Annotated in this window: 19 protein-coding genes and 1 riboswitch; of the genes, 8 read left to right on the forward strand and 11 right to left on the reverse strand. The window is 71.3% G+C overall.

The window, feature by feature from the left end; all coding sequences use genetic code 11:
* Positions 1-24 precede the first annotated feature (24 nt).
* Positions 25-708 carry an N-acetylmuramoyl-L-alanine amidase gene (locus tag ACZ6ZI_RS14405; protein ID WP_469519973.1) on the forward strand — a complete coding sequence of 228 codons (684 nt, stop codon included), beginning with the start codon at positions 25-27 and terminating at the stop codon, positions 706-708.
* Here ACZ6ZI_RS14405 and ACZ6ZI_RS14410 read toward each other — a convergent pair.
* The 11 genes from ACZ6ZI_RS14410 to ACZ6ZI_RS14460 all read right to left on the reverse strand — a co-directional run bounded on the left by ACZ6ZI_RS14410 (position 701) and on the right by ACZ6ZI_RS14460 (position 12932).
* The gene (locus ACZ6ZI_RS14410) at positions 701-1864 is read right to left on the reverse strand and encodes a cysteine desulfurase family protein (RefSeq protein WP_469519975.1); all 1164 of its coding nucleotides are present in this window, start codon (positions 1862-1864) and stop codon (positions 701-703) included. The genes ACZ6ZI_RS14405 and ACZ6ZI_RS14410 overlap by 8 nt on opposite strands.
* A 128-nt stretch (positions 1865-1992) precedes the next feature.
* On the reverse strand, positions 1993-2844 hold the full coding sequence (locus tag ACZ6ZI_RS14415) for a thioesterase family protein (protein ID WP_469519978.1): 852 nt from the start codon (positions 2842-2844) through the stop codon (positions 1993-1995).
* 79 nt (positions 2845-2923) lie between these two features.
* Complete coding sequence (locus ACZ6ZI_RS14420; RefSeq protein ID WP_363062318.1) at positions 2924-3580, reverse strand: trimeric intracellular cation channel family protein; 657 nt, start codon at positions 3578-3580, stop codon at positions 2924-2926.
* A 166-nt stretch (positions 3581-3746) separates the two neighbouring features.
* On the reverse strand, positions 3747-4856 hold the full coding sequence (locus tag ACZ6ZI_RS14425) for an ABC transporter ATP-binding protein (RefSeq protein WP_469519982.1): 1110 nt from the start codon (positions 4854-4856) through the stop codon (positions 3747-3749).
* 5 nt (positions 4857-4861) lie between these two features.
* The gene (locus tag ACZ6ZI_RS14430) at positions 4862-5881 is read right to left on the reverse strand and encodes an ABC transporter ATP-binding protein (protein ID WP_469520579.1); all 1020 of its coding nucleotides are present in this window, start codon (positions 5879-5881) and stop codon (positions 4862-4864) included.
* Between the two features lie 74 nt (positions 5882-5955).
* Positions 5956-6957, reverse strand: coding sequence for an ABC transporter permease (locus ACZ6ZI_RS14435; RefSeq protein WP_469519984.1), 1002 nt, complete (start codon positions 6955-6957; stop codon positions 5956-5958).
* Between the two features lie 154 nt (positions 6958-7111).
* Positions 7112-8824, reverse strand: coding sequence for an ABC transporter substrate-binding protein (locus ACZ6ZI_RS14440; RefSeq protein WP_469520581.1), 1713 nt, complete (start codon positions 8822-8824; stop codon positions 7112-7114).
* A 94-nt stretch (positions 8825-8918) separates the two neighbouring features.
* Complete coding sequence (locus ACZ6ZI_RS14445; RefSeq protein WP_363053407.1) at positions 8919-9911, reverse strand: ABC transporter permease; 993 nt, start codon at positions 9909-9911, stop codon at positions 8919-8921.
* Between the two features lie 778 nt (positions 9912-10689).
* The gene (locus ACZ6ZI_RS14450) at positions 10690-11430 is read right to left on the reverse strand and encodes an enhanced serine sensitivity protein SseB C-terminal domain-containing protein (RefSeq protein WP_469519987.1); all 741 of its coding nucleotides are present in this window, start codon (positions 11428-11430) and stop codon (positions 10690-10692) included.
* Between the two features lie 56 nt (positions 11431-11486).
* Positions 11487-12221 (reverse strand): enhanced serine sensitivity protein SseB, encoded by a 735-nt coding sequence (locus tag ACZ6ZI_RS14455; RefSeq protein WP_469519990.1) that lies wholly within the window; start codon positions 12219-12221, stop codon positions 11487-11489.
* A 42-nt stretch (positions 12222-12263) separates the two neighbouring features.
* A complete protein-coding gene (locus ACZ6ZI_RS14460; RefSeq protein ID WP_469519993.1) occupies positions 12264-12932 on the reverse strand; it encodes an AAA family ATPase in 669 nt (222 codons plus the stop codon).
* A gap of 173 nt (positions 12933-13105) precedes the next feature.
* Positions 13106-13209: riboswitch (glycine riboswitch) on the forward strand.
* 187 nt (positions 13210-13396) lie between these two features.
* On the opposite strand from ACZ6ZI_RS14460, the gene gcvT reads away from it, so the two are divergent.
* The 7 genes from gcvT (at position 13397) to ACZ6ZI_RS14495 (ending at position 20864) form a co-directional block, all read left to right on the forward strand.
* Positions 13397-14512, forward strand: coding sequence for a glycine cleavage system aminomethyltransferase GcvT (gene gcvT, locus ACZ6ZI_RS14465; protein WP_363053404.1), 1116 nt, complete (start codon positions 13397-13399; stop codon positions 14510-14512).
* Positions 14513-14624: 112 nt separating this feature from the next.
* Entirely contained in the window at positions 14625-15008 is a 384-nt protein-coding gene (gcvH, locus tag ACZ6ZI_RS14470) for a glycine cleavage system protein GcvH (protein WP_363053403.1), read from the forward strand.
* A 17-nt stretch (positions 15009-15025) separates the two neighbouring features.
* Positions 15026-16282: a serine hydroxymethyltransferase gene (glyA, locus tag ACZ6ZI_RS14475; RefSeq protein WP_363053402.1), complete on the forward strand. Its 1257-nt coding sequence runs from the start codon at positions 15026-15028 to the stop codon at positions 16280-16282.
* Between the two features lie 178 nt (positions 16283-16460).
* Positions 16461-18116 (forward strand): APC family permease, encoded by a 1656-nt coding sequence (locus ACZ6ZI_RS14480; RefSeq protein ID WP_469519999.1) that lies wholly within the window; start codon positions 16461-16463, stop codon positions 18114-18116.
* A gap of 158 nt (positions 18117-18274) precedes the next feature.
* Positions 18275-19657 carry an L-serine ammonia-lyase gene (locus ACZ6ZI_RS14485; RefSeq protein ID WP_469520002.1) on the forward strand — a complete coding sequence of 461 codons (1383 nt, stop codon included), beginning with the start codon at positions 18275-18277 and terminating at the stop codon, positions 19655-19657.
* A gap of 278 nt (positions 19658-19935) precedes the next feature.
* Positions 19936-20250: a hypothetical protein gene (locus ACZ6ZI_RS14490; RefSeq protein WP_469520004.1), complete on the forward strand. Its 315-nt coding sequence runs from the start codon at positions 19936-19938 to the stop codon at positions 20248-20250.
* Between the two features lie 206 nt (positions 20251-20456).
* A complete protein-coding gene (locus ACZ6ZI_RS14495) occupies positions 20457-20864 on the forward strand; it encodes an SsgA family sporulation/cell division regulator (protein ID WP_469520007.1) in 408 nt (135 codons plus the stop codon).
* Positions 20865-20999: the final 135 nt, after the last annotated feature.

Consider the following 20999-nt stretch of genomic DNA (forward strand, 5'->3'; position numbering starts at 1 on the left):
TGTCGGCTCTGGGGGGTGGATCACATGACGGAGCGGACGGACGGGGCCGGGAAGCGGCCCGGCAGGACCCGCAGAGCCGTGCTCTTCGGCGGGCTCGGCGTGCTCGGGATCGCGGCGGTGGCGGGGCGCGAGGAGATCGGGCGGGCCTGGTGGCTGTTGCCGGGGGTGTCCAAGCCCCGCAAGGAGGGCGAGCTCGACCACGCGGGCGCGGGGTGGACGGCGGCCTCGCCCGCGAACTGGCGGCTGGCCGACCGTCCGGACGACTACCGGGTGGACCGGATCGTGGTGCACGTCACGCAGGGCGGCTTCCAGTCCTCGGTGGAGGCCTTCCAAAACCCCTTCCACAAGGCGTCGGCGCACTACATCGTGCGTCAGGACGGCCATGTGGAGCAGATGGTGCGCGAGCTGGACGTGGCCTTCCACTCGGGCAACCGCTCGATGAACGAGCGCAGCGTGGGCATCGAGCACGTGGGCTTTGTCGACCGGCCCAAGGACTTCACGGACGCGATGTACGCGGCGTCGGCCCGGCTCGCCGCCGACGTCTGCCGCCGGTACGGCATACCCGTGGACCGGCGGCACTTCGTGGGGCACTCCGAGGTCCCGGGCGCCGACCACACCGACCCGGGTCCCCTGTGGGACTGGGACCGCTACCTCGGCCTGGTGCGCGCGGAACTGGCGCGGGCCGAGGGGACGGCCCCGTCTAGCTGAGGCCCGCCGTGCGGGCGCGTTCCACGGCCGGGCCGATGGCGGCGGCGACCGCGGCGACGTCCTCCTTGGTGGAGGTGTGGCCGAGGGAGAAGCGCAGGGTGCCGCGGGCGAGTCGGGGGTCGGTGCCGGTGGCGAGCAGGACGTGGCTGGGCTGGGCCACGCCGGCGGTGCAGGCGGAGCCGGTGGAGCACTCGATGCCCTGGGCGTCGAGGAGGAGCAGCAGGGAGTCGCCCTCGCAGCCGGGGAAGCTGAAGTGGGCGTTGGCCGGGAGGCGGTCCTCGGGGTCGCCGCCGAGGACGGCGTCGGGGACGGCGGCGAGGACGGCGGCGACGAGTTCGTCGCGCAGGGCGCCGATCTCCGCCGCGAAGCGCTCGCGCCGCGCGGCGGCGAGTTCGGCGGCGACCGCGAAGGCGGCGATGGCCGGTACGTCGAGGGTGCCGGAGCGGACGTGTCGTTCCTGGCCCCCGCCGTGCAGGACGGGGACGGGGATCTGGTCGCGGCCCAGCAGCAGGGCGCCGATGCCGTAGGGGCCGCCGACCTTGTGGCCGCTGACGGTCATGGCGGCGAGGCCGCTGTCGCCGAAGCGGACGTCGAGCTGTCCGAAGGCCTGGACGGCGTCGGAGTGCAACGGGATCCCGTGTTCGCGGGCGATCCCGGCGAGTTCGCGCACCGGCATGACGGTGCCGATCTCGTTGTTCGCCCACATGACGGTGGCGAGGGCCACCTCGTCGGGGGCGCGCTCGACGGCTTCCCGGAAGGCCTCGGGGTGCACGCGGCCGTACCGGTCGACGGGCAGGTACTCGACCCGGGCGCCCTCGTGCTCGGCGAGCCAGTGCACGGCGTCGAGGACGGCGTGGTGCTCGACGGGGCTGGCGAGGATGCGGTCGCGGGCGGGGTCGGCGTCGCGGCGGGACCAGTAGAGGCCCTTGACGGCGAGGTTGTCGGCCTCGGTGCCGCCCGCGGTGAAGACCACCTCGCTCGGGCGCGCGCCGAGTGCCTCGGCGAGGGATTCGCGGGCCTCCTCGACGGTGCGGCGGGCCCGACGGCCGGCCGCGTGGAGGGAGGAGGCGTTGCCGGTGGCGGCGAACTGCGCGGTCATCGCCGCGGCGGCTTCCGGCAGCATCGGGGTGGTCGCGGCGTGGTCGAGGTAGGCCATGATCCCCCGATTCTACGAGTCCGCGCGTGCCGGGATTCCCCCCGCCGGCCGGTCCCCGCCGTCGGCGACGGCGCGCGGCCCCGCCGGGAATCTCCGGCGGGGCGGCGGCGGGCGGTCGGCGGTGTCCGTCAGCGCGGGGCGCGGGCCAGCTGGCGGGACTGGGCCACGAGGCGGTCGGCGCTGTCCCAGACCTCGGCGTCCTCCTCCAGGAACCCGCCGGCGAGGTTGCGGGTCACGATGGACACGCGCAGCGGGCCGGGGGCCGGGCGGCAGCGGATGTGGGTGGTGAGTTCGACGGTCGGGGCCCAGCCGACCAGACCGAGGTCGAAGGCGGTCGGGGGCAGCGCGTCCACGGCGAGGAGCAGCGACAGCGGGTCGGCGTCGCGGCCGTCGGCGAGTTCGAACCAGGCCCGCATCTCGCCCTTGCCGGAGGGGGCTCCGACGGCCCAGCCGGCGGTCGCCGGGTCCAGTCGCAGGCGCAGGCGGTCCACGATGGCGGAGCTGCCGGGGATGGGGGCCGGGCCGGCCTCGGCGCCGATGCAGTCGGCGTAGGGGGGCATGACGGGCGGGGTGGCGACGGTGTGGACGGCGTCGGGGAGCGCGGAGAGATCGCCGTAGGAGGCGAGGACGCGGATGCGCTCGACCTCGGCGCCGTTCTCGTCGAACTGGAACAGGGAGGCCTGGCCGGTGGAGAGGGTGCGGCCCACCCGCACGACCTGGGTCCGGATCACGGCGGGACCGGGCACGGAGGAGGTCAGGTAGTGCGCGGAGACGGAGAAGGGGTCCGGGTGCGGCAGGGCCGCGGACAGGGCTCGGCCGACCAGGGCCAGCAGGTAGCCGCCGTTGACGGCGGCGATGATCGTCCAGCCGGCGGAGAGCTCCGCGTCGTACGCACCGGGTTCGCCCGCGCGGGGCGTGAGGGTGGTGTCGCGGTCGAATTCACTGTCGCCGATGGATGCCTGGGCCGCTGCGTGCGTCATGGGAACGACGGTACACCGCTAACTTACTAAGCGGTAGCTTTTGCTTGCGGGAAGGGACGGACGCACCCCCGGCGGCCCCCTACGGCTCCTCGGCCACCGCCGAACGGCGGTTCCAGGCCAGCGGCGCCCGCCAGTGGTAGCGCATCGCGAGCAGCCGCAGCACGAAGGTGGTGACGATGGCGAGGGCGGTGGTCACCGCGTTGAGGGCGTGCAGACCGATGAAGACGGCCACCATCGAGGCGCCCACGACGGCGGGCACGGCGTACATCTCGCGGTCGCGCAGCAGCGACGGCACCTCGTTGGCCAGGACGTCGCGCAGGACGCCGCCCCCGACGGCCGTGGCCAGACCCAGGGCGGCCGAGGCGGTCAGGCCGAGGCCGTACTCGTAGGCCTTGGTCGTGCCGGTCACGCAGAAGAGGCCGAGGCCGGCGGCGTCGAAGACGTTGATGGCCCGGTTGATCCGCTGGACCTCGGGGTGCAGGAAGAAGACGAGCGCGGCGGCGATCAGGGGCGTGACGAAGAAGCTCAGCTCCCCGAAGGCCGCGGGCGGCACGGCGCCGATGCACAGGTCGCGCAGCAGACCGCCGCCGAGGGCGGTGACGAGGGCGAGCACGGCGATGCCGAAGACGTCGAAGTTCTTGCGGACGGCGAGCAGCGCGCCCGCGGTGGCGAAGACAAAAATGCCCGCGAGGTCCAGGGCGTGCTGGATGCCGGGCGGGAAGAGATCGTGGAGCACCCGGCCATTGTCACCCGAGGTCGAGGGCCCGCCGGACGCCCGCGCGGGCGGAGCGGGGTTCCGAGCGCGCCCGGGGCGCGCCCGGAAAGCGCCTCGGCGCGGCCGCCCGGAGGCGGCCACGCCGAGGGGGGTACCACCCGGCCGGGCCGGGCGGCGGTCTCGTCCGCTACTCCGAGACCGCCGCCACCGCGTCCGAGGCGCCCGGCAGCGCCGGGTCCCCGGGGGCCTGGTCGGGGGCGTTCTCCGGGTGGTGGCAGGCCACCTGGTGCCCGGTCTTCAGCGCCACCAGGGGCGGGTCCTGCGTCGCACACAGGGCCGTCGCCTTCCAGCAGCGGGTGTGGAAGCGGCAACCGCTCGGCGGGGAGATCGGCGAGGGCACGTCGCCCTTCAGCAGGATGCGACCGCTCTTCGCGCCGCGCCGCCGCGGGTCGGGCACCGGCACCGCCGACATCAGCGCGTTGGTGTACGGGTGCATGGGCGCCGAGTACAGCGCGTTGCGGTCGGCCAGCTCCACGATCTTGCCGAGGTACATCACCGCGATGCGGTCCGAGACGTGCCGGATGACCGACAGGTCGTGCGCGATGATCACGTACGTCAGGCCGAGCTCCTCCTGGAGGTCGTCCAGCAGGTTCACCACCTGGGCCTGGATCGACACGTCCAGCGCCGACACCGGCTCGTCCGCGACCACGAGCTTCGGCTTGAGGGCCAGCGCCCGGGCGATGCCGATGCGCTGGCGCTGACCGCCGGAGAACTCGTGCGGATAGCGGTTGAAGTGCTCCGGGTTCAGGCCGACCAGCGACAGCAGCCGCTGGACCTCCGCCTTCAGGCCGCCCTCGGGGGTGACCCCCTGGAGCTTGAAGGGGGCGCCGACGATGGTGCCGACCGTGTGGCGCGGGTTCAGCGAGCCGTACGGGTCCTGGAAGATCATCTGCACGTCGCGGCGCAGCGGTCGCATGCCCGCGACGCCCAGGTGCGTGATGTCCCGGCCCTCGAACTCGATCTTCCCGCCGGTCGGTTCGAGGAGGCGGGTGATCAGTCGGCCCATGGTCGACTTGCCGCAGCCGGACTCGCCGACGACGCCGAGGGTCTCACCGCGGCGGACGTCGAAGTCGATGCCGTCCACGGCCTTGACGGCCGCGGTCTGCCTGCGCAGCAGCCCCTTGTTGATGGGGAAGTGCTTGACCAGGCCCGTCACCTTGAGCAGCGTGTCGGACGGGCCGTCCGCCGAACCGTCCGCGGCAGCCCGCGCCGGGTCGGTCGCGTCCGTCTTCTTCATGTCGGTCACAGCTTCGGCGCAATCTCTTCGGTCCAGATCCGGGTCCGCTCCTCCTGCGACATGTGGCAGGCGGACCAGTGCCGGCCGTCGTCCTGAGTCAGCTCGGGGCGCTGGGTGCGGGTGATGCCGCCCTTGGGCACGTCGGCGTAGGGGCACCGGGGGTTGAAGGCGCAACCGGACGGGATGTTGATCAGGCTGGGCGGCGACCCCTTGACCGGGATGAGGCGCTCGGTCTGCTCGCGGTCGATGCGCGGCATGGAGCCGAGCAGCCCCCAGGTGTAGGGGTGGCGGGGTTCGTAGAAGACCTTCTCGGCGGTACCGCGTTCGACGCACCGGCCGCCGTACATCACGAGGATGTCGTCGGCCATCTCGGCGACGACGCCGAGGTCGTGCGTGATCATGATGACCGCGGAGCCGAACTCCTTCTGCAGGTCCCGGATCAGGTCCAGGATCTGCGCCTGGACGGTGACGTCCAGGGCGGTGGTCGGCTCGTCGGCGATGAGCAGCTCGGGGTTGTTGACGAGGGCCATCGCGATCATCGCGCGCTGGCGCATGCCGCCGGAGAACTCGTGCGGGTAGGCGTCCACCCGTCGGTGGGGCTCCGGGATGCCGACGCGGTCGAGCATCTCGACCGCCCGGGCGCGGGCCTTCTTCTTGTCGGCCTCGGGGTGGTGGGTCCGGTACGCCTCGATGATCTGCTTGCCGACGGAGTAGTACGGGTGCATCGCGGACAGCGGGTCCTGGAAGACCATCGCCATCTTGTGGCCGCGCAGCCGTCGTACGTGGTCGGCGTCGGCGGCGACGAGGTCCTCGCCGTCGAGCACAACCGAGCCGGAGATGTGCGGGCGGCTGCGGGCGTTGCCGGTGCGGTGCAGGCCCATGATGGCCAGCGAGGTGACGGACTTGCCGGAGCCGGACTCGCCGACGATGCCGAGGGTCTTGCCGCGTTCGAGGTCGAAGGAGAGCCCGTCGACGGACTTGACCAGGCCGTCGTCGGTCGGGAAGTGCACCTTCAGGTCGCGCACGGAGAGGAAGGGGGACCCGTCGCGCGGGCCGCCCTGCTCGGGGACGAACGCGGGCTCGTCGGAAACGTTCTTGGTCACGTCAGCCTCACGCGCGGGTCGATGACGGCGTACAGCAGGTCCACGATCAGGTTGGCCATCACCACGAACAGCGCGGCGAGCAGGGTGACCCCCATGATCACGGGGAGGTCGCCGGCCCCGATGGCGGCGACGGCCGCCGTGCCGAGGCCCTGGAAGTTGAAGGTCGTCTCGGTGAGCACCGCGCCGCCGAGCAGGCCGCCGAGGTCGAGGCCGAACATCGTGACGACCGGGGTGAGGGTGGAGCGCAGGGCGTGCTTGCGGATGACCACGCCCTCCTTGAGCCCCTTGGCGCGGGCCGTGCGGATGTAGTCCTCGCCGAGGACCTCCAGCATGGTGGCGCGGGTGATGCGGGCGTAGGTCGCGGCGAAGAGGAAGGCGAGCGTGATCCAGGGCAGGATCAGGCTGTTCAGCCAGGCCAGCGGGTCCTCGGTGAGCGGTTGGTAGTTGGAGACCTCCAACCAGCCGAGGCCGTAGACGAAGAGTGCGGGGGCCACCATGCCGGTGAAGAAGATCGGCAGGGAGACGCCGGCGAGCGCGCCGACCATGACGGTCCGGTCGATGGCCGTGCGGCGCTTGAGGGCGGAGACGACGCCCGTGGCCACACCGGCGATCACCCAGATGACGGCCGCGCCGAGGGCGAGCGAGAGGGTGACCGGCATCCGGTCCAGCATGGTCTCCCAGACGGGCGCCTCGGTCTTGAAGGAGTAGCCGAAGCAGGGCGCCGCACAGTGGGTGACGTCGGCACCGCCGTCGTAGTCGCGGCCGGCGAAGATGCCCTTGACGAAGAGCAGGTACTGCTCGGAGATGGGCTTGTCGAAGCCCATCTTCACGCGGATGCCCGCCAGGGCGGTCTCGTTGGTCTCGCGTCCGGCGTACATGAGCGCGGGGTCGCTGCCGGTGAGCTTCGGGACCGCGAAGAAGATGCCGAAGGTGACCACGGAGACCACCAGCAGCGTTGCGGCGACGTTGAACAGCCGCCGTATGAGGTAGACGAGCACTGCAGTCGGCCGCCCGGGGCGGGTGGCCGCCGCCCCTCGTGGGGACGGCGGCCACCGCCTGCGGCCTTCACCTGCCCTTCGGACTAGCGCATGTGCGGTGAAGGCACTTGCCTGTGTGTTACGTGGTACGTGACAACTCGGGCCGGAGCCGCTGTTACTGCTTGATGCCCACCGTGGCGAGGTCGATCTTGCCGTAGGACTCGTTGAAGAAGACGTTCGTCAGGCGCGGGTTGTGGTAGACGAGCGCCTTGTCGAAGTTGATCGGCAGGTAGAGCGCCTTCTCCATGACCTTCTTGTTGATCTCCGTGTAGAACGGGGCGGCGGCTTCCGGCGTGGCGGCGGCCGCGGCCTTGTCGAAGAGGCCGTTGACCTCGTCGTCGTTCAGCTCGGTGTAGTTGTTGTTGGCGTTCGGCGCGATGAACGAGCCGTCGACCAGCGGCTGGAGGAAGCCGGAGCCGGAGTTGTAGTCGGCGCCCCAGCCCATGACGATGATGCCGTAGCCCTTCTTCTTCACGTTCTCGGGCGAACCGATCGTGGAGGAGGAGAGCTTGCCGTCGTACTGGTCGATCGTCGCCTTGATGCCGACCTTGGCGAGGGCCGCCTGGAGCGACTCGGCCGTCTTCACCTCGGGGGCGCGGTTGTTGCGCACGGCGATGACGGTCTCGAAGCCCTCGGGCTTGCCACAGGCCTTGAGGGCCTCCTTGGCCTTGGCCTCCTGCGGCTTGCCCTTCGTCAGGCCGAAGGGGTCGTAGTCCTTGTCCGAGCCGGGGATGCCGGGCGGCAGCATGTTCGCGCCGAGGTCACCGCTGGTCGGGCCGCCGCGGGCGGTCTGGAGGGACTTCGGGTCGGCGGCGTAGATGACGGCCTTGCGGCACTCGATGTTGTCGAACGGCGCGACCGACTGCGGGAAGGCGAAGTAGCGGATGTAGCCCGTGAAGGGGTTGTCCGCGTTCTTCTTGAGGTTCGCGTCCTTGAGGATCTTGTTCTTCGCGGCCTGCTGGACACCGGTGCCGTCGACGGCCATGTCGATGTCGCCCGAGAGCAGGCGCTGGTCCATGTCGTCCGGGTTGGTGGTGACCGTGAAGGAGACCTTGTCCGGCAGACCCTTGCGGATCGGGTCCGTCTTCGGGTCCCAGTTCTCGTTGCGGACGAAGGTCGCGCCCTTGCCGGCGGTGAAGCTCTCGACCTTGTAAGGACCGGTGGAGATCGGCTTGTTGGTGTACGTGGCGCCCGAGTCCTTGCCCGCCGGGACCGGCGAGGAGGACGGCATGGCCAGCAGGTAGCTGAAGTCGGAGTTCGCGCTCGCCAGGTTGAAGACGATCGTCTTGTCGTCCGGCGTCTCGACGGACTTCAGACCCATCTTGTTCGGGTCGGTGTCCTTGTAGGGGCCGGGGTACTTCTGGCCCTGGTCGAGGAGGTCGATCAGGTAGGTCGGACCGCCGGACAGGACGTCCTGGGCGAAGACGCGCTCGACGCCGTACTTGATGTCCTTCGAGGTGATCGGCGAACCGTCCTCGAACTTCACCCCGTCCTTGATCTTGAGCGTGTAGGTCTTGCCGTCGTTGGTGATGACCGGCAGCGCCTCGGCGAGGTCCGGGACCACCTTGGTGCCGTCCTTGCCCGGCTTGCTGTCGTAGGCCAGCAGGCTGCGGACGTAGAGCCGCTGCATGTTCCAGACGAAGCCGTAGTAGGCGCGCGCCGGGTCGAGGTAGTCGACGTCCTGCGGGGACCAGAGCTTGAGCTCGCCGCCCTTGGCGTCGGAGGGGTTGATGACGGCGGTCGCGGCGCCGCTGTAGCCCTTGGCGCCGTCGGCCTCGCCCTTGGCCTCGTCCTTCTTGTCGCCGTTGCCACCGCACGCGGCGGTCATCGACAGGGCGGCGATCACGGCGGTGATCGCGAGAGCCTGCTTTCTGCGGGTCACGGTTGTCCAACCTCCATAGGTGGTGAAGCGAAGAAGCGGTTCAGCTGCCCTTGGGGTCGAGTGCGTCACGCAGCCCGTCCCCGAAGAGGTTGAACGCCAGGACGGTGATGAAGATCGTCATACCGGGGACCACCATGTACATGGGGTCGTCCTGGTAGATGGGGACGGCGTCGGAGAGCATCTTTCCCCAGGAGGCGGTGGGTGGCTTGACGCCGGCGCCCAGGAAGCTGAGGGCCGCCTCGGTCAGGATGTTGGTCGGGATGATCAGCGTCGCGTAGACGAGGATCGGCGCGACCAGGTTCGGCAGCAGCTCCTTGATCAGGATGTAGCCGCGGCCGGCGCCGAGGCTGCGGGCGGCCTCGACGTACTCGCGTTCCCGCAGGGAGATCGTCTGGCCTCGGACGATGCGGCCGATGTACGGCCAGCCGAAGAAGCCGATGACCAGGATCAGCACGCCCATGCGGACGCCCGAACCCTCGAACCCCCAAAGGGAGTTGGGGACGACGGAGACCAGGGCGATGGTGAACAGCAGCTGCGGGAAGGCCAGCAGCAGGTCCATCGTGCGGCTGATGACGCCGTCGACCCAGCCGCCGAGGAAGCCGGCGAGGGCGCCCAGGAAGCTGCCGAGGACGACCGACACGAAGGCCGCCAGGAAGGCGACGACCAGGGAGATGCGGGCGCCGTAGACGATCCGGCTGAACACGTCGCGGCCGTTGGTCGGTTCGACGCCCAGCAGGAAGTCGGAGCTGATGCCACCGAAGGAGCCGAGCGGCGTGCCCAGGTCCGGGTCGATCATGTCCTCGTGGAACTCGTTGGGCGGGTGGCCCAGCAGGTTCACGATCAGCGGCGCGAAGATGGCCACCAGGATCAGGAGGATCACGACCACGCCGCCGGTCAGCGCGACCTTGTCGCGCTTGAGCCGCATCCATGCGATGCGACCGGGCGAGCGGCCTTCGATGGCCTTGGCTGGGACGTCGGCTACGGACACGGGTGCGGGTGTTTCCGCGCTCGTGTCGTGCAGTGGTGCCGTCATCGTGGTGGGGACCCCTCTCGGCCGACGGGTGGCCGGCCCATGCCCGCCGCTGTGGCGGCGTTGGTGCGGAGTGGCGCTCGAAGTGCTCGGGACACGTGAACGCGTTGAGGTGCGGGTGTGCGCGGTGCGGGAGGTGCGGATGTGCTCGGTGCGGTGCTGCGCTGTACGGAGGTGCGTTGCGGTGCGTGCGGTGCTGTGCGTGTGGTGCGTGCGGTGCGTGCGGTGCGTGGCGGTGCGTGCGGTGCGTTGCGGTACGAAAGCGGTGCGGTGCGAAGGAGCGTGCGCCGTGCCGGGCGGCGGCGCCCGCGGTGGTGCCGGGCGGCGCAGCTGACGTGCGGGAAGTGCTGTGTGAAACGACAAGCGAAGTCCACGTGCCGAACCGGGTCCTGGAGGACTGACCGGCTCTTGGGTGGGGAGTCTTCATCGGTCGCTCGACCAGCCGCCAGACCCGCAGATGAATGGATGCGCAACCGTGATCTGACGATCTGATTCCCGTTATCCGGACTCCGCTCACGGCTCAGCGGAGCAAGACCGTCCGTTCGGTACGCAAACGGACATGCCGCCCAACTCGCAGGATCAGTGCGCCTATTGGGCAGACGGGTACGGCGAAATCCGGACAACGCGAAGGCCGCCGGGAACGATGGTTCCCGGCGGCCCGTTGTCCGCTCGACGCGTCCGTCTCATGCTCCGGGCACACCCGGGCAAAGCCTGTAGGAGGCTCGGTGAAACTCCTCCGGCGACCCTCCGGCGCGCTTCGAGCACGCCTGGGGGAAGCGGCTCAGTAGGCCGCCGCCTGGCCCTCCCGGTCGTAGAACGGCCGCGTCTGCGACCGCAGCCACATCGCCACGGGGTCGTGCTCGTCGGCCAGTGCGACCGTGCACACCGGGACCCCCTCGGGCACGGCGCCGACCGACTGGCGCATCATCTCCCGGACGGATTCCAGCGCCGGCGGGGAGGCGTCGTAGAGGTCGAGGCCCACCGCGAGGTACGCCGACCCGATCGCGGGTTGCACCCAGGCGCGGCGCAGCGACCTGACGGCCGGCGTGCGGTGCGCGTGCTGGGTCAGCAGTCCGTAGAACTGCGGGAGTTCCAGGGCGGGCTCGGACAGCCGCAGCGGCCCGGCCGGCATCCGGTCCAGGCCGGTGGCGACGCGGCGCAGGTCGGCCCAGGGCACGCCGAGGCCGCCGCCGCGGTCGTGCGGGTTGATCCACAGCCCCCACCGGTCCGGGTAGAGGGCGCGGGCGATGTCCCGGCCGGTGACCACCTCGTAGCCCCGGTTCCAGCCACCGGCGGCCAGCTCCTGCGGGGAGGTCACGCAGGGCGCGTACCCGAGGCCCTCGACCTCCATGCCGCCGTACTGGGCGTCCGGTGAGCCCGGTTGCCCCTGCCACAGCAGCATCCACAGCCGGCCCTCGGCGAGGGCGTGCAGGAATGACTCGTAGCTGTCATAGCGCCCGGGTGTCACCTGGCGCAGCATGTGCTCGACCTGCCCGGCCGCGGCCGTGCCTGACGCACTCACCCGGTACCCCTCTTCGTCCGCCCGTCGTCCACGCGTACCAACCAGCTTAAGCGGCGCTACGGGAGGTAGAAGGGGCGTACGCGCTCACGAATCCAGTCCGTGACCGGGTCCTCGGCGGCGTCGAGGAGGATCAACTGCACCGGCCAGGGCGCCGGTACGCGGGCCAGGGCCCGGCCGAGGGCCTCCAGCGGGGCGTTTCGGAACTCGGGATCCCATCCCACCAGTCGGACACCGATGTACAGCTCGGGCGCCCCGGCCTCGACGCTGGCCAGGCAGCGGTGCGCGGCGGCGACGACCCCGGTGGCCCGGAACTCCTCGGAGGCGGCGGCGAGGAAGTCGACCGGGTCGTCCTGCCAGTCGGGCTCGTAGAGCCGTACGCGCCCGCCGGTGGCCGGTCCGTCGAGGGGGGTCCGGCCGGTGCGGCACAGGGCGGCGACGGCGGCGGGCGGCAGCGGCACGCCGACGGCGCCCTCGGGGTTGAGGGCGATGCCGAGCTGCGGGGGCAGCCCGCGGGCGAACTCGACGGCGGGGGCGACGGCGAAGTCCATGCCGGTGCCGGCGCCGACCCGGAACTGGGCCTCGGAGCTGTAGACGGGGACGTACGCCTCGCCGTCGATCAGCATCGTGGGCAGGGTGAGGCCGTCGCCGTCGGGCCCGCCGCCCTCGGGCAGCGGCACCCAGACGTGGCCGCGGCCGAGCGCCTCCAGGATCCGCTCGCCGGCGTCCGCCTGCCCGAGCGCCGCCCCGAGCACCCGCTCCACCTCGTTCGCCGGCCAGCCGCTGCCCTGCATGTGCCGTTGCCTCCGTAGGTTCGGCGATGTGTCGTGCCGAGGCTACCGGCCCCGCCCTCGGCCCTCGAACGAGATGCGGGTCACCGCGGCGGCCGAGCGGCGGTCGAGCAGGACGGCCGAGGCGCAGCCCGCCGGCGGCCGGCCGGCCTCGGCCTCGCGCAGCAGCCGGCGCACGGCGCCGCGGTGGCGGGCGAAGGCGTACGCGGAGACGCGCCGGCCGCGGGCCTCCTGCCCGGAGAGGGCCTCCTCGGCGGTGGTGTCCAGCAGCAGCAGGTGCAGGGCGCGGCCGCGGCGGCGGGCGACGGCGGCCAGGGTCGCGCGCACCCAGCTCTGGGTGCCGCAGTCGTGGACGACCACAGAGTCGCCGGAGCTCAGCCGGCGCCACAGGCCCCAGTAGTGGGCGACGCGGACGGCGGGCCGGTAGACGGCGTAGGGCAGGGCGCCCGGCATGCGGCGCTCCCAGCGCTCGCGGACGTCCTGGGAGTCGATGCCCCCGCCCTCGGCGGCGCGCTTGATCAGGGTGCTCTTGCCGCCCCCCGGCAGGCCCGAGACCACGACGATGTCACCGGCGGCGAAGCCGAGCCGGTGGGGGCCGCGGGCCGGTGTGCCCCGCAGGTCCCGCACGCGGCCCGCCGCGCGGGCCGGTACGCCCCGCTGGGTGGGGACCGCGTCCACGGTCCCCGACGGTGTCACCACTTCGAATCTCCGCACAGTGCTCTCCCCCCGAAATCGGGCCGTGAAGGCCCCATGCCCACTGAGTGTAAAGAGACGGTAATCCGGCGGGCCCGGTTCCGCTCGTACGTTCTTGCGGGCCCCACCGCCCACTCCCGCGCGACCCGTGCAATGATGTGCGCCATCTGGACACCAACTGCATACCGGCCGCTTGAATCCGCGCGGGAGAGTCCCGGCAGGCCGCGAGGCCGTGCCCGGGCGCCGAAGGAGCAAGTACCTCCCTTGAATCTCTCAGGCCCCGTACCGCGTGGATGAGGCAGATCTGAAAAGCGAGCCGCGACACGCCCGTCCCCCGACGGGCGACGGCGCGCGCTCCACCCAAGGTGCAAGTCGAGGGCGCGCCGCGTACCCGCGGTAACTCTCGGCGAACCTCTCAGGTTCCGATGACAGATGGGGAGGATCGTCCTCGTCATGTCATGCCCTGGGACCCGGGAGCCACACCCATGAGCACTGCCCCCCGCCTGACCGCGCTCGACGCGCTGCACCGTTCGCTCGGTGCGACCATGACCGACTTCGCGGGCTGGGACATGCCGCTGCGCTACGCCAGTGAGCGCGAGGAGCACACCGCGGTACGCACCAAGGCCGGCCTCTTCGACCTCTCCCACATGGGCGAGATCACCCTGACCGGCCCGGAGGCCGTCAAGGCCCTGGACCACGCGCTGGTCGGCAACATCTCGACCGTCGGCGTCGGCCGAGCCCGCTACACGCACATCTGCGTGGAGGACGGCGGCATCCTGGACGACCTGATCGTCTACCGCCTGGGCGAGACGGAGTACATGGTCGTCGCCAACGCCTCGAACGCCCAGGTCGTGCTGGACGCGCTGACCGAGCGCGCGGCGGGCTTCGACGTCGAGGTCCGCGACGACCGCGACGCGTACGCGCTGATCGCCGTCCAGGGCCCCGAGTCCCCCGGCATCCTGGCCTCCCTGACCGACGCCGACCTGGACGGTCTCAAGTACTACGCCGGTCTGCCGGGCACCGTCGCGGGCGTGCCCGCGCTGATCGCCCGCACCGGCTACACGGGCGAGGACGGCTTCGAGCTGTTCGTGGCCCCCGAGCACGCGGTCGAGCTGTGGCAGGCCCTGACGAAGGCCGGCGAGGGCGTGGGCCTGGTCCCGTGCGGGCTGTCCTGCCGCGACACGCTGCGCCTGGAGGCGGGCATGCCGCTGTACGGGCACGAGCTGACCACCTCGCTGACCCCGTTCGACGCGGGTCTGGGCCGGGTCGTGAAGTTCGAGAAGGAGGGCGACTTCGTCGGTCGCGCCGCCCTGGAGGCCGCCGCCGAGCGCGCCGCCACGAACCCGCCGCGCAAGCTGGTCGGCCTGATCGCCGAGGGCCGCCGCGTCCCGCGCGCCGGCTTCCCGGTCGTCGCCGACGGCAAGGTCATCGGCGAGGTCACCTCCGGCGCCCCGTCCCCGACGCTGGGCAAGCCGATCGCCATGGCGTACGTCGACGCGGCGCACGCCGCGCCCGGCACCTCCGGCGTCGGCGTCGACATTCGCGGTACGCATGAGCCGTACGAGGTCGTGGCCCTGCCGTTCTACAAGCGGCAGAAGTAGCCCGCGGGGTCCGTGTCGTACGGCGCAGGCCGTGCGGCGGGGCTCCCGTACGCGTCTCACCACTCGAGACCACTGTTCGTATCCACTCCCCCGCATCCAGGAGAATCAGGTCATGAGCAACCCCCAGCAGCTGCGTTACACCAAGGAGCACGAGTGGCTGTCGGACGCCGTGGACGGCGTCGCGACGGTCGGCATCACGGAGTTCGCGGCCAACGCGCTCGGTGACGTCGTCTACGCCCAGCTCCCCGAGGTCGGCGAGAGCGTCACCGAGGGCGAGACCTGTGGCGAGCTGGAGTCGACCAAGTCGGTCAGCGACCTGTACTCCCCCGTCTCCGGCGAGGTCGTCGAGGCCAACCAGGACGTCGTGGACGACCCGGCGCTGGTCAACACGGCTCCGTTCGAGGGTGGCTGGCTGTTCAAGGTGCGTCTGTCGGAGGAGCCGAAGGACGTCCTGACGGCCGACGAGTACGCCGCGCTCACCCACTCCGACAACTGAGACCCCAGGGGAACTTGATGTCCGTCCTGAACACCCCCCTCCACGAGCTCGACCCGGACGTCGCCGCCGCCGTCGACGCCGAGCTCGTACGCCAGCAGTCGACCCTGGAAATGATCGCGTCGGAGAACTTCGCTCCCGTCGCCGTCATGGAGGCCCAGGGCTCGGTCCTGACCAACAAGTACGCCGAGGGCTACCCGGGCCGCCGCTACTACGGCGGTTGCGAGCACGTCGACGTGGTCGAGCAGATCGCGATCGACCGCATCAAGGCGCTGTTCGGCGCCGAGGCCGCGAACGTCCAGCCGCACTCCGGTGCGCAGGCCAACGCCGCCGCGATGTTCGCGCTGCTCAAGCCGGGCGACACGATCATGGGCCTGAACCTGGCCCACGGCGGTCACCTGACCCACGGCATGAAGATCAACTTCTCCGGCAAGCTCTACAACGTGGTCCCGTACCACGTGGACGAGACCGGCCAGGTCGACATGGCCGAGGTCGAGCGCCTCGCCAAGGAGTCCAAGCCGCAGCTGATCGTCGCGGGCTGGTCCGCCTACCCGCGCCAGCTGGACTTCGCCGCCTTCCGCCGCATCGCGGACGAGGTCGGCGCGTACCTGATGGTCGACATGGCGCACTTCGCGGGCCTGGTCGCCGCCGGTCTGCACCCGAACCCGGTGCCGCACGCCCACGTCGTCACCACCACCACGCACAAGACCCTCGGTGGTCCGCGCGGCGGCGTCATCCTGTCGACGCAGGAGCTGGCCAAGAAGATCAACTCCGCGGTCTTCCCGGGTCAGCAGGGCGGCCCGCTGGAGCACGTGATCGCGGCCAAGGCGGTCTCCTTCAAGGTGGCGGCCTCGCCCGAGTTCAAGGAGCGCCAGGAGCGCACCCTGGAGGGCGCGAAGATCATCGCCGAGCGTCTGGTGCAGCCGGACGTCACCGAGGTCGGCGTCTCCGTCCTGTCCGGCGGCACCGACGTGCACCTGGTCCTCGTCGACCTGCGCAACTCGGAGCTGGACGGCCAGCAGGCCGAGGACCGCCTCCACGAGGTCGGCATCACGGTCAACCGCAACGCCATCCCGAACGACCCGCGGCCGCCGATGGTCACCTCGGGTCTGCGGATCGGCACGCCGGCCCTGGCCACGCGCGGTTTCGGCGCCGAGGACTTCACCGAGGTCGCCGAGATCATCGCCCAGGCCCTGAAGCCCTCGTACGACAGCGAGGACCTCAAGGCCCGCGTCTCCGCGCTCGCCGCGAAGCACCCGCTGTACCCGTCGCTCTAGTCGCGGGCTCGGGAAGGGCCCGACCCGCCGTGCGCCGGCGTCCGTCGCCGTGCACGGGGTCGGGCCCTTTTCATGACCAAAGCCCCAGGCGGATGCGGCCCATTGCCACTGATTCATCCAAAAAATGGCAAATAGGCTTCGAATAAAAGGCATCCTCTGGCAGGACGGACACGGACCCATGGACATGAGCGCGGCGAACAGGAAGGGACTCAGTCTCTTCGCGCTGATCATGATCGGCATCGGCTCGATCTTCGGATCCGGCTGGCTCTTCGGGGCCGGTACGGCCGCCCAGGTCGCGGGTCCGGCCGCACTGGTCGCCTGGGTCATCGGCGCGGTGTTCATCGGCATGATCGCCATGTCCTACGCCGAGGTGGGCGCGGCCTACCCGATCCCCGGCGGCATGGCCCGCTACGGCGCCATCTCGCACGGTCCCGTGCTCGGCTTCGTCACGGGCTGGGCGGTGTGGATCGCGGTCGCCTCGCTCATCCCGATCGAGTCGATCGCGGCCACCCAGTACATGTCCTCCTGGAGCTTCGGCTGGGCGAAGGACCTGGTGGACGCGGGGTCGCACCAGCTGACCCCCTTCGGCATGGGCGTGGCGCTCGTGCTGACCGTGCTGCTGTGGCTGTCCTGCTACTGGTCCGTCCAGCTCCTCGCGAAGATCAACGCGGGCCTGACCCTGGTGAAGTTCGCCATTCCGGTCCTGGCCGTGGTCGCGCTGGTCGCCTCCGGCTTCCACACGGAGAACTTCCAGGCCCACGGGGGCTTCGCCCCGAACGGCTGGACCGCCGTGCTGACCGCCGTCACCACCTCCGGCGTGGTCTTCGCCTTCAACGGCTTCCAGGCCGTGGTCAACCTCGGCGGCGCGGCCAAGAACCCGGGCCGGGCCATCCCGATCGCCCTGGTGGGCGCCCTGTCCCTGGGCCTGGTCATCTACCTCGCCCTCCAGGCGGCCTTCCTGGGTTCCGTACCGCCGGAGCACCTGGCGCAGGCCGGCGGCTGGTCGGGCGTGAACTTCAACTCCCCGTTCGCCGAGCTCGCCAAGCTCCTGATGATCCACTGGGTGGTGGTGATGCTCCAGTTCGGCGCCTTCATCTCCCCCGCCGGCTCCAACATCGCCAACGTGGCCTCCGCCGCCTACATGGTGCAGAACCTCTCCGAGACCGGCTTCTTCCCCAAGCGGCTCAAGGAGACGCACCCCGTCTACGGCACCGCCCGCCCGGCGATGTGGATGAACCTCGGCTTCTCGGTCCTGCTCCTGGTGACCGTGGGCCACAGCTGGAAGACCCTGGCCCCGATCATCTCGGCCGCGATGGTGATCTCGTACCTGATCGGCCCGATCGCGGTGGGCGTCTTCCGCCGCACCAAGCCCGACCTGCCCCGCCCGTTCCGACTTCCCGCCGCACGCGTCCTGTGCCCGCTGACCTTCGTCTTCGCCGCCTGCGCCCTGTACTGGTCGAAGTGGCCGAACACCGGCATCGTCACCGCCCTGACCCTGCTGGCCGCCCCGATCGCCGCGCTGGTGCTCTCCCGCAAGGGCGAGCGGAACCTGGCCCGCCAGTTCGCCCCCGCGTGGTGGATCGTCTTCTTCCTGGGCGCCCTGTCGCTGCTGTCCTACCTCGGCTCCACCGACTTCGGCGGCCGGGGCACCATCCCCGGCGGCCTCGACATCCTCCTCGTCGCGGGCATGGCGCTCGTCACGTACTTCTGGGCCGTCGAGGCCGGCGTCCGGGCCCACCGGGCCGGTCTGCCCGGCCCCGACCCGGTCCTGGACGGGGTCGAGGGCCCGGCGCGGCCCGCCGGAGCACCGGAGCGCGAGCTGACCCACGCCTGACCGCCACGTCCGGCAGCCGAACCGTTCACTTCCACGCGATACGCTCGTCTGCCGGACAAAATCCGCAGATCCACCGCCCGCACCACCAGCACCGCCCGCACCGCCAGCACCACCACCCCTGCCCCTCACCACCCACGAGCAGACAAGGGAGTCCGCCAGTGGCCATCTCCGTCTTCGACCTCTTCTCCATCGGCATCGGCCCCTCCTCCTCCCACACGGTCGGCCCGATGCGCGCCGCACGCATGTTCGTGACGCGGCTGAAGAAGGACGGCGTCCTCGCCCAGACCGCGTCCGTGCGCGCGGAGCTCTTCGGCTCCCTCGGCGCGACCGGCCACGGCCACGGCACCCCCAAGGCGGTCCTGCTCGGCCTGGAGGGCCACTCCCCTCGCACGGTCGACGTGGAGACGGCCGACGACGAGGTGGAGCGGATCCGCAAGAGCGGGCGCCTGCGCCTGCTGGGCACCGAGATAGGCGATGTCCACGAGATCGCCTTCGACGAGCCGAACCAGCTGATCCTGCACCGCCGCCGCTCGCTGCCGTACCACGCGAACGGCATGACCCTCTTCGCCTACGACGCCTCCGGCGCCCCGCTGCTGGAGAAGACCTACTACTCGGTCGGCGGCGGCTTCGTCGTCGACGAGGACGCGGTCGGCGAGGACCGGATCAAGCTAGACGACACGGTGCTGAAGTACCCCTTCCGCTCGGGCGACGAGATGCTGCGCCTCGCCAACGAGACCGGCCTGTCGATCTCCTCCCTGATGCTGGAGAACGAGAAGGCCTGGCGCACGGAGGAGGAGATCCGCGAGGGCCTCCTGGAGATCTGGCGGGTCATGCAGTCCTGCGTCTCGCGCGGCATGTCCCGCGAGGGCATCCTCCCGGGCGGCCTGCGCGTCAAGCGCCGCGCCGCGTCCACGGCCCGCCAGCTGCGCACCGAGGGCGACCCGATGATGCACCGCAGCGAGTGGACCACCATCTACGCGATGGCCGTCAACGAGGAGAACGCCGCGGGCGGGCGCGTGGTGACCGCCCCGACCAACGGCGCGGCGGGCGTGCTGCCGGCCGTCCTGCACTACTACACGAACTTCGTGCCGGGCGCCGACGAGGACGGCGTGGTCCGCTTCCTCCTCGCCGCGGGCGCGATCGGCATGCTGTTCAAGGAGAACGCCTCCATCTCCGGCGCCGAGGTCGGCTGCCAGGGCGAGGTGGGCTCCGCCTGCTCCATGGCGGCGGGCGCCCTCGCCGAGGTGCTGGGCGGCACCCCGGAGCAGGTCGAGAACGCGGCCGAGATCGGCATGGAGCACAACCTCGGCCTGACCTGCGACCCCGTCGGCGGCCTGGTGCAGATCCCCTGCATCGAGCGCAACGGCATGGCGGCGGTCAAGGCCGTCACCGCCGCGAAGATGGCGATGCGCGGCGACGGCAGCCACAAGGTCTCCCTCGACAAGGTCATCAAGACCATGAAGGAGACCGGCGCCGACATGAAGATCAAGTACAAGGAGACCGCCCGCGGCGGTCTCGCGGTCAACGTCATCGAGTGCTGACGGCGGGCCGGGCGGCCGGGAGGTCGCCCGGCACGGCACGGCCCCGACCGGGCCCCTCCACGACGGACGACCCGACGAGGGACGACTCGAAGAAAGATGAATCGACCACCGATTTCAGGTTTGGATCGGGTTGATCACGCTTGCGAGGGAAGAACCCGGTCTGGGCTGGTTTCTCGATGATCACGTACGCAAGGCTGGTCCCACGACGTCGGGCTCATCCGGGGCGGCCGGCCAACCGCCCTGACCCCCTTGGTTTTTGCGTACTGGAGGACTTCACCATGGCAAGCATCCGCAGCATCCGTGTGATGGCGGCTGTCGCATCGCTCCCCCTCGCCGCCGTGCTCCTGTCGGGCGTGGCGCAGGCGGACAACGGGGCCGGCGCCGCGGGCACCGCCTCGAACGCGGCCCTCGCCGGCATCCTCGGCAGCGGAGTCGGGGGCAGCAACCTCGGCAACTCCTCCACCGCCCAGCAGGTCGCGTCCGGCTTCGGGGCGTCGAACCAGAACAACGGTGCCCAGGCCAACGGCTCCGGCTTCACCGCGATCGGCCAGTCCAACGACCACGACTCGCTGGTCTACAACCCGCTGCCGTAGCGGGCGCGCGGCCGCCCGCCGCGCCCTTCGGGCCCGTCCTCCGCGCGGAGGACGGGCCCTCGCGCGTACGGGGCCCCGCGCGGGGCAAGTGGGGTCCAGCGGCCCGCCCGGCTCGGGACCTTCGGCCCCGCCCCGGGTCGTGGGGGTGGGCTAGCGTGCCGAAGGGGGGTCCGTGCACCATCCCGCGCGAAGGAAGGCAGCCGCCCATGGCCACCACCGAACACCGTGTCCTGCCCCTCCGGCTGGAGGTCGCCCCGCCGACCGTCCCGCTCCAGGGCGCCTTCGTCTACCGCACGGACCGGCCCTACGAGCTGGCCCTCGACTTCCGGGGCGGCGGTACGCACCTCGCCCGCTGGGTCTTCTCCCGCGACCTGCTGATCGAGGGGGAGACCGTCGCCACCGGCGAGGGCGACATACAGGTCTGGCCCGTCCGCGCGGGGACCGAGCCACGGGTGTTCCTGGCCTTCGGCAACGGCGGCCGCAGCTGTGTGGTGTCGGCCCGGGCCAAGGACGTACGGGCCCTGTGCCGGCGCATGACGGAACTGGTGCCGCGCGGCCAGGAGCGGCGGCACTACGACCTGGACGCGCAGCTGAGCGCGCTGCTGGCGCACTGACCGCGGACCGGCCGTACGCCGCCCGGCCCGCCGCACAGCCGGTCCGCCGTCCGCCCGGTCCGCCGTCCGCCGTCCACTCGATCCGCCCTGCGCCCGGCCCGCCGGAGCCGCAACCGCGCGGGGCGCCGCCGCGTC

The sequence above is a fragment of the Streptomyces sp. NPDC103540 genome, from assembly GCF_055584445.1.

What these genes read in the sequence shown, in the direction of transcription:
- ACZ6ZI_RS14405 (WP_469519973.1), top strand. Translation starts at nt 25, where the DNA reads ATGACGGAGCGGACGGACGGGGCCGGGAAGCGGCCCGGCAGGACCCGC.
- ACZ6ZI_RS14410 (WP_469519975.1), bottom strand. Translation starts at nt 1,864, where the DNA reads ATGGCCTACCTCGACCACGCCGCGACCACCCCGATGCTGCCGGAAGCC.
- ACZ6ZI_RS14415 (WP_469519978.1), bottom strand. Translation starts at nt 2,844, where the DNA reads ATGACGCACGCAGCGGCCCAGGCATCCATCGGCGACAGTGAATTCGAC.
- ACZ6ZI_RS14425 (WP_469519982.1), bottom strand. Translation starts at nt 4,856, where the DNA reads ATGAAGAAGACGGACGCGACCGACCCGGCGCGGGCTGCCGCGGACGGT.
- ACZ6ZI_RS14440 (WP_469520581.1), bottom strand. Translation starts at nt 8,824, where the DNA reads ATGACCGCCGCGTGCGGTGGCAACGGCGACAAGAAGGACGAGGCCAAG.
- ACZ6ZI_RS14445 (WP_363053407.1), bottom strand. Translation starts at nt 9,911, where the DNA reads ATGACGGCACCACTGCACGACACGAGCGCGGAAACACCCGCACCCGTG.
- ACZ6ZI_RS14455 (WP_469519990.1), bottom strand. Translation starts at nt 12,221, where the DNA reads ATGCAGGGCAGCGGCTGGCCGGCGAACGAGGTGGAGCGGGTGCTCGGG.
- gcvT (WP_363053404.1), top strand. Translation starts at nt 13,397, where the DNA reads ATGAGCACTGCCCCCCGCCTGACCGCGCTCGACGCGCTGCACCGTTCG.
- gcvH (WP_363053403.1), top strand. Translation starts at nt 14,625, where the DNA reads ATGAGCAACCCCCAGCAGCTGCGTTACACCAAGGAGCACGAGTGGCTG.
- glyA (WP_363053402.1), top strand. Translation starts at nt 15,026, where the DNA reads ATGTCCGTCCTGAACACCCCCCTCCACGAGCTCGACCCGGACGTCGCC.
- ACZ6ZI_RS14480 (WP_469519999.1), top strand. Translation starts at nt 16,461, where the DNA reads ATGGACATGAGCGCGGCGAACAGGAAGGGACTCAGTCTCTTCGCGCTG.
- ACZ6ZI_RS14490 (WP_469520004.1), top strand. Translation starts at nt 19,936, where the DNA reads ATGGCAAGCATCCGCAGCATCCGTGTGATGGCGGCTGTCGCATCGCTC.
- ACZ6ZI_RS14495 (WP_469520007.1), top strand. Translation starts at nt 20,457, where the DNA reads ATGGCCACCACCGAACACCGTGTCCTGCCCCTCCGGCTGGAGGTCGCC.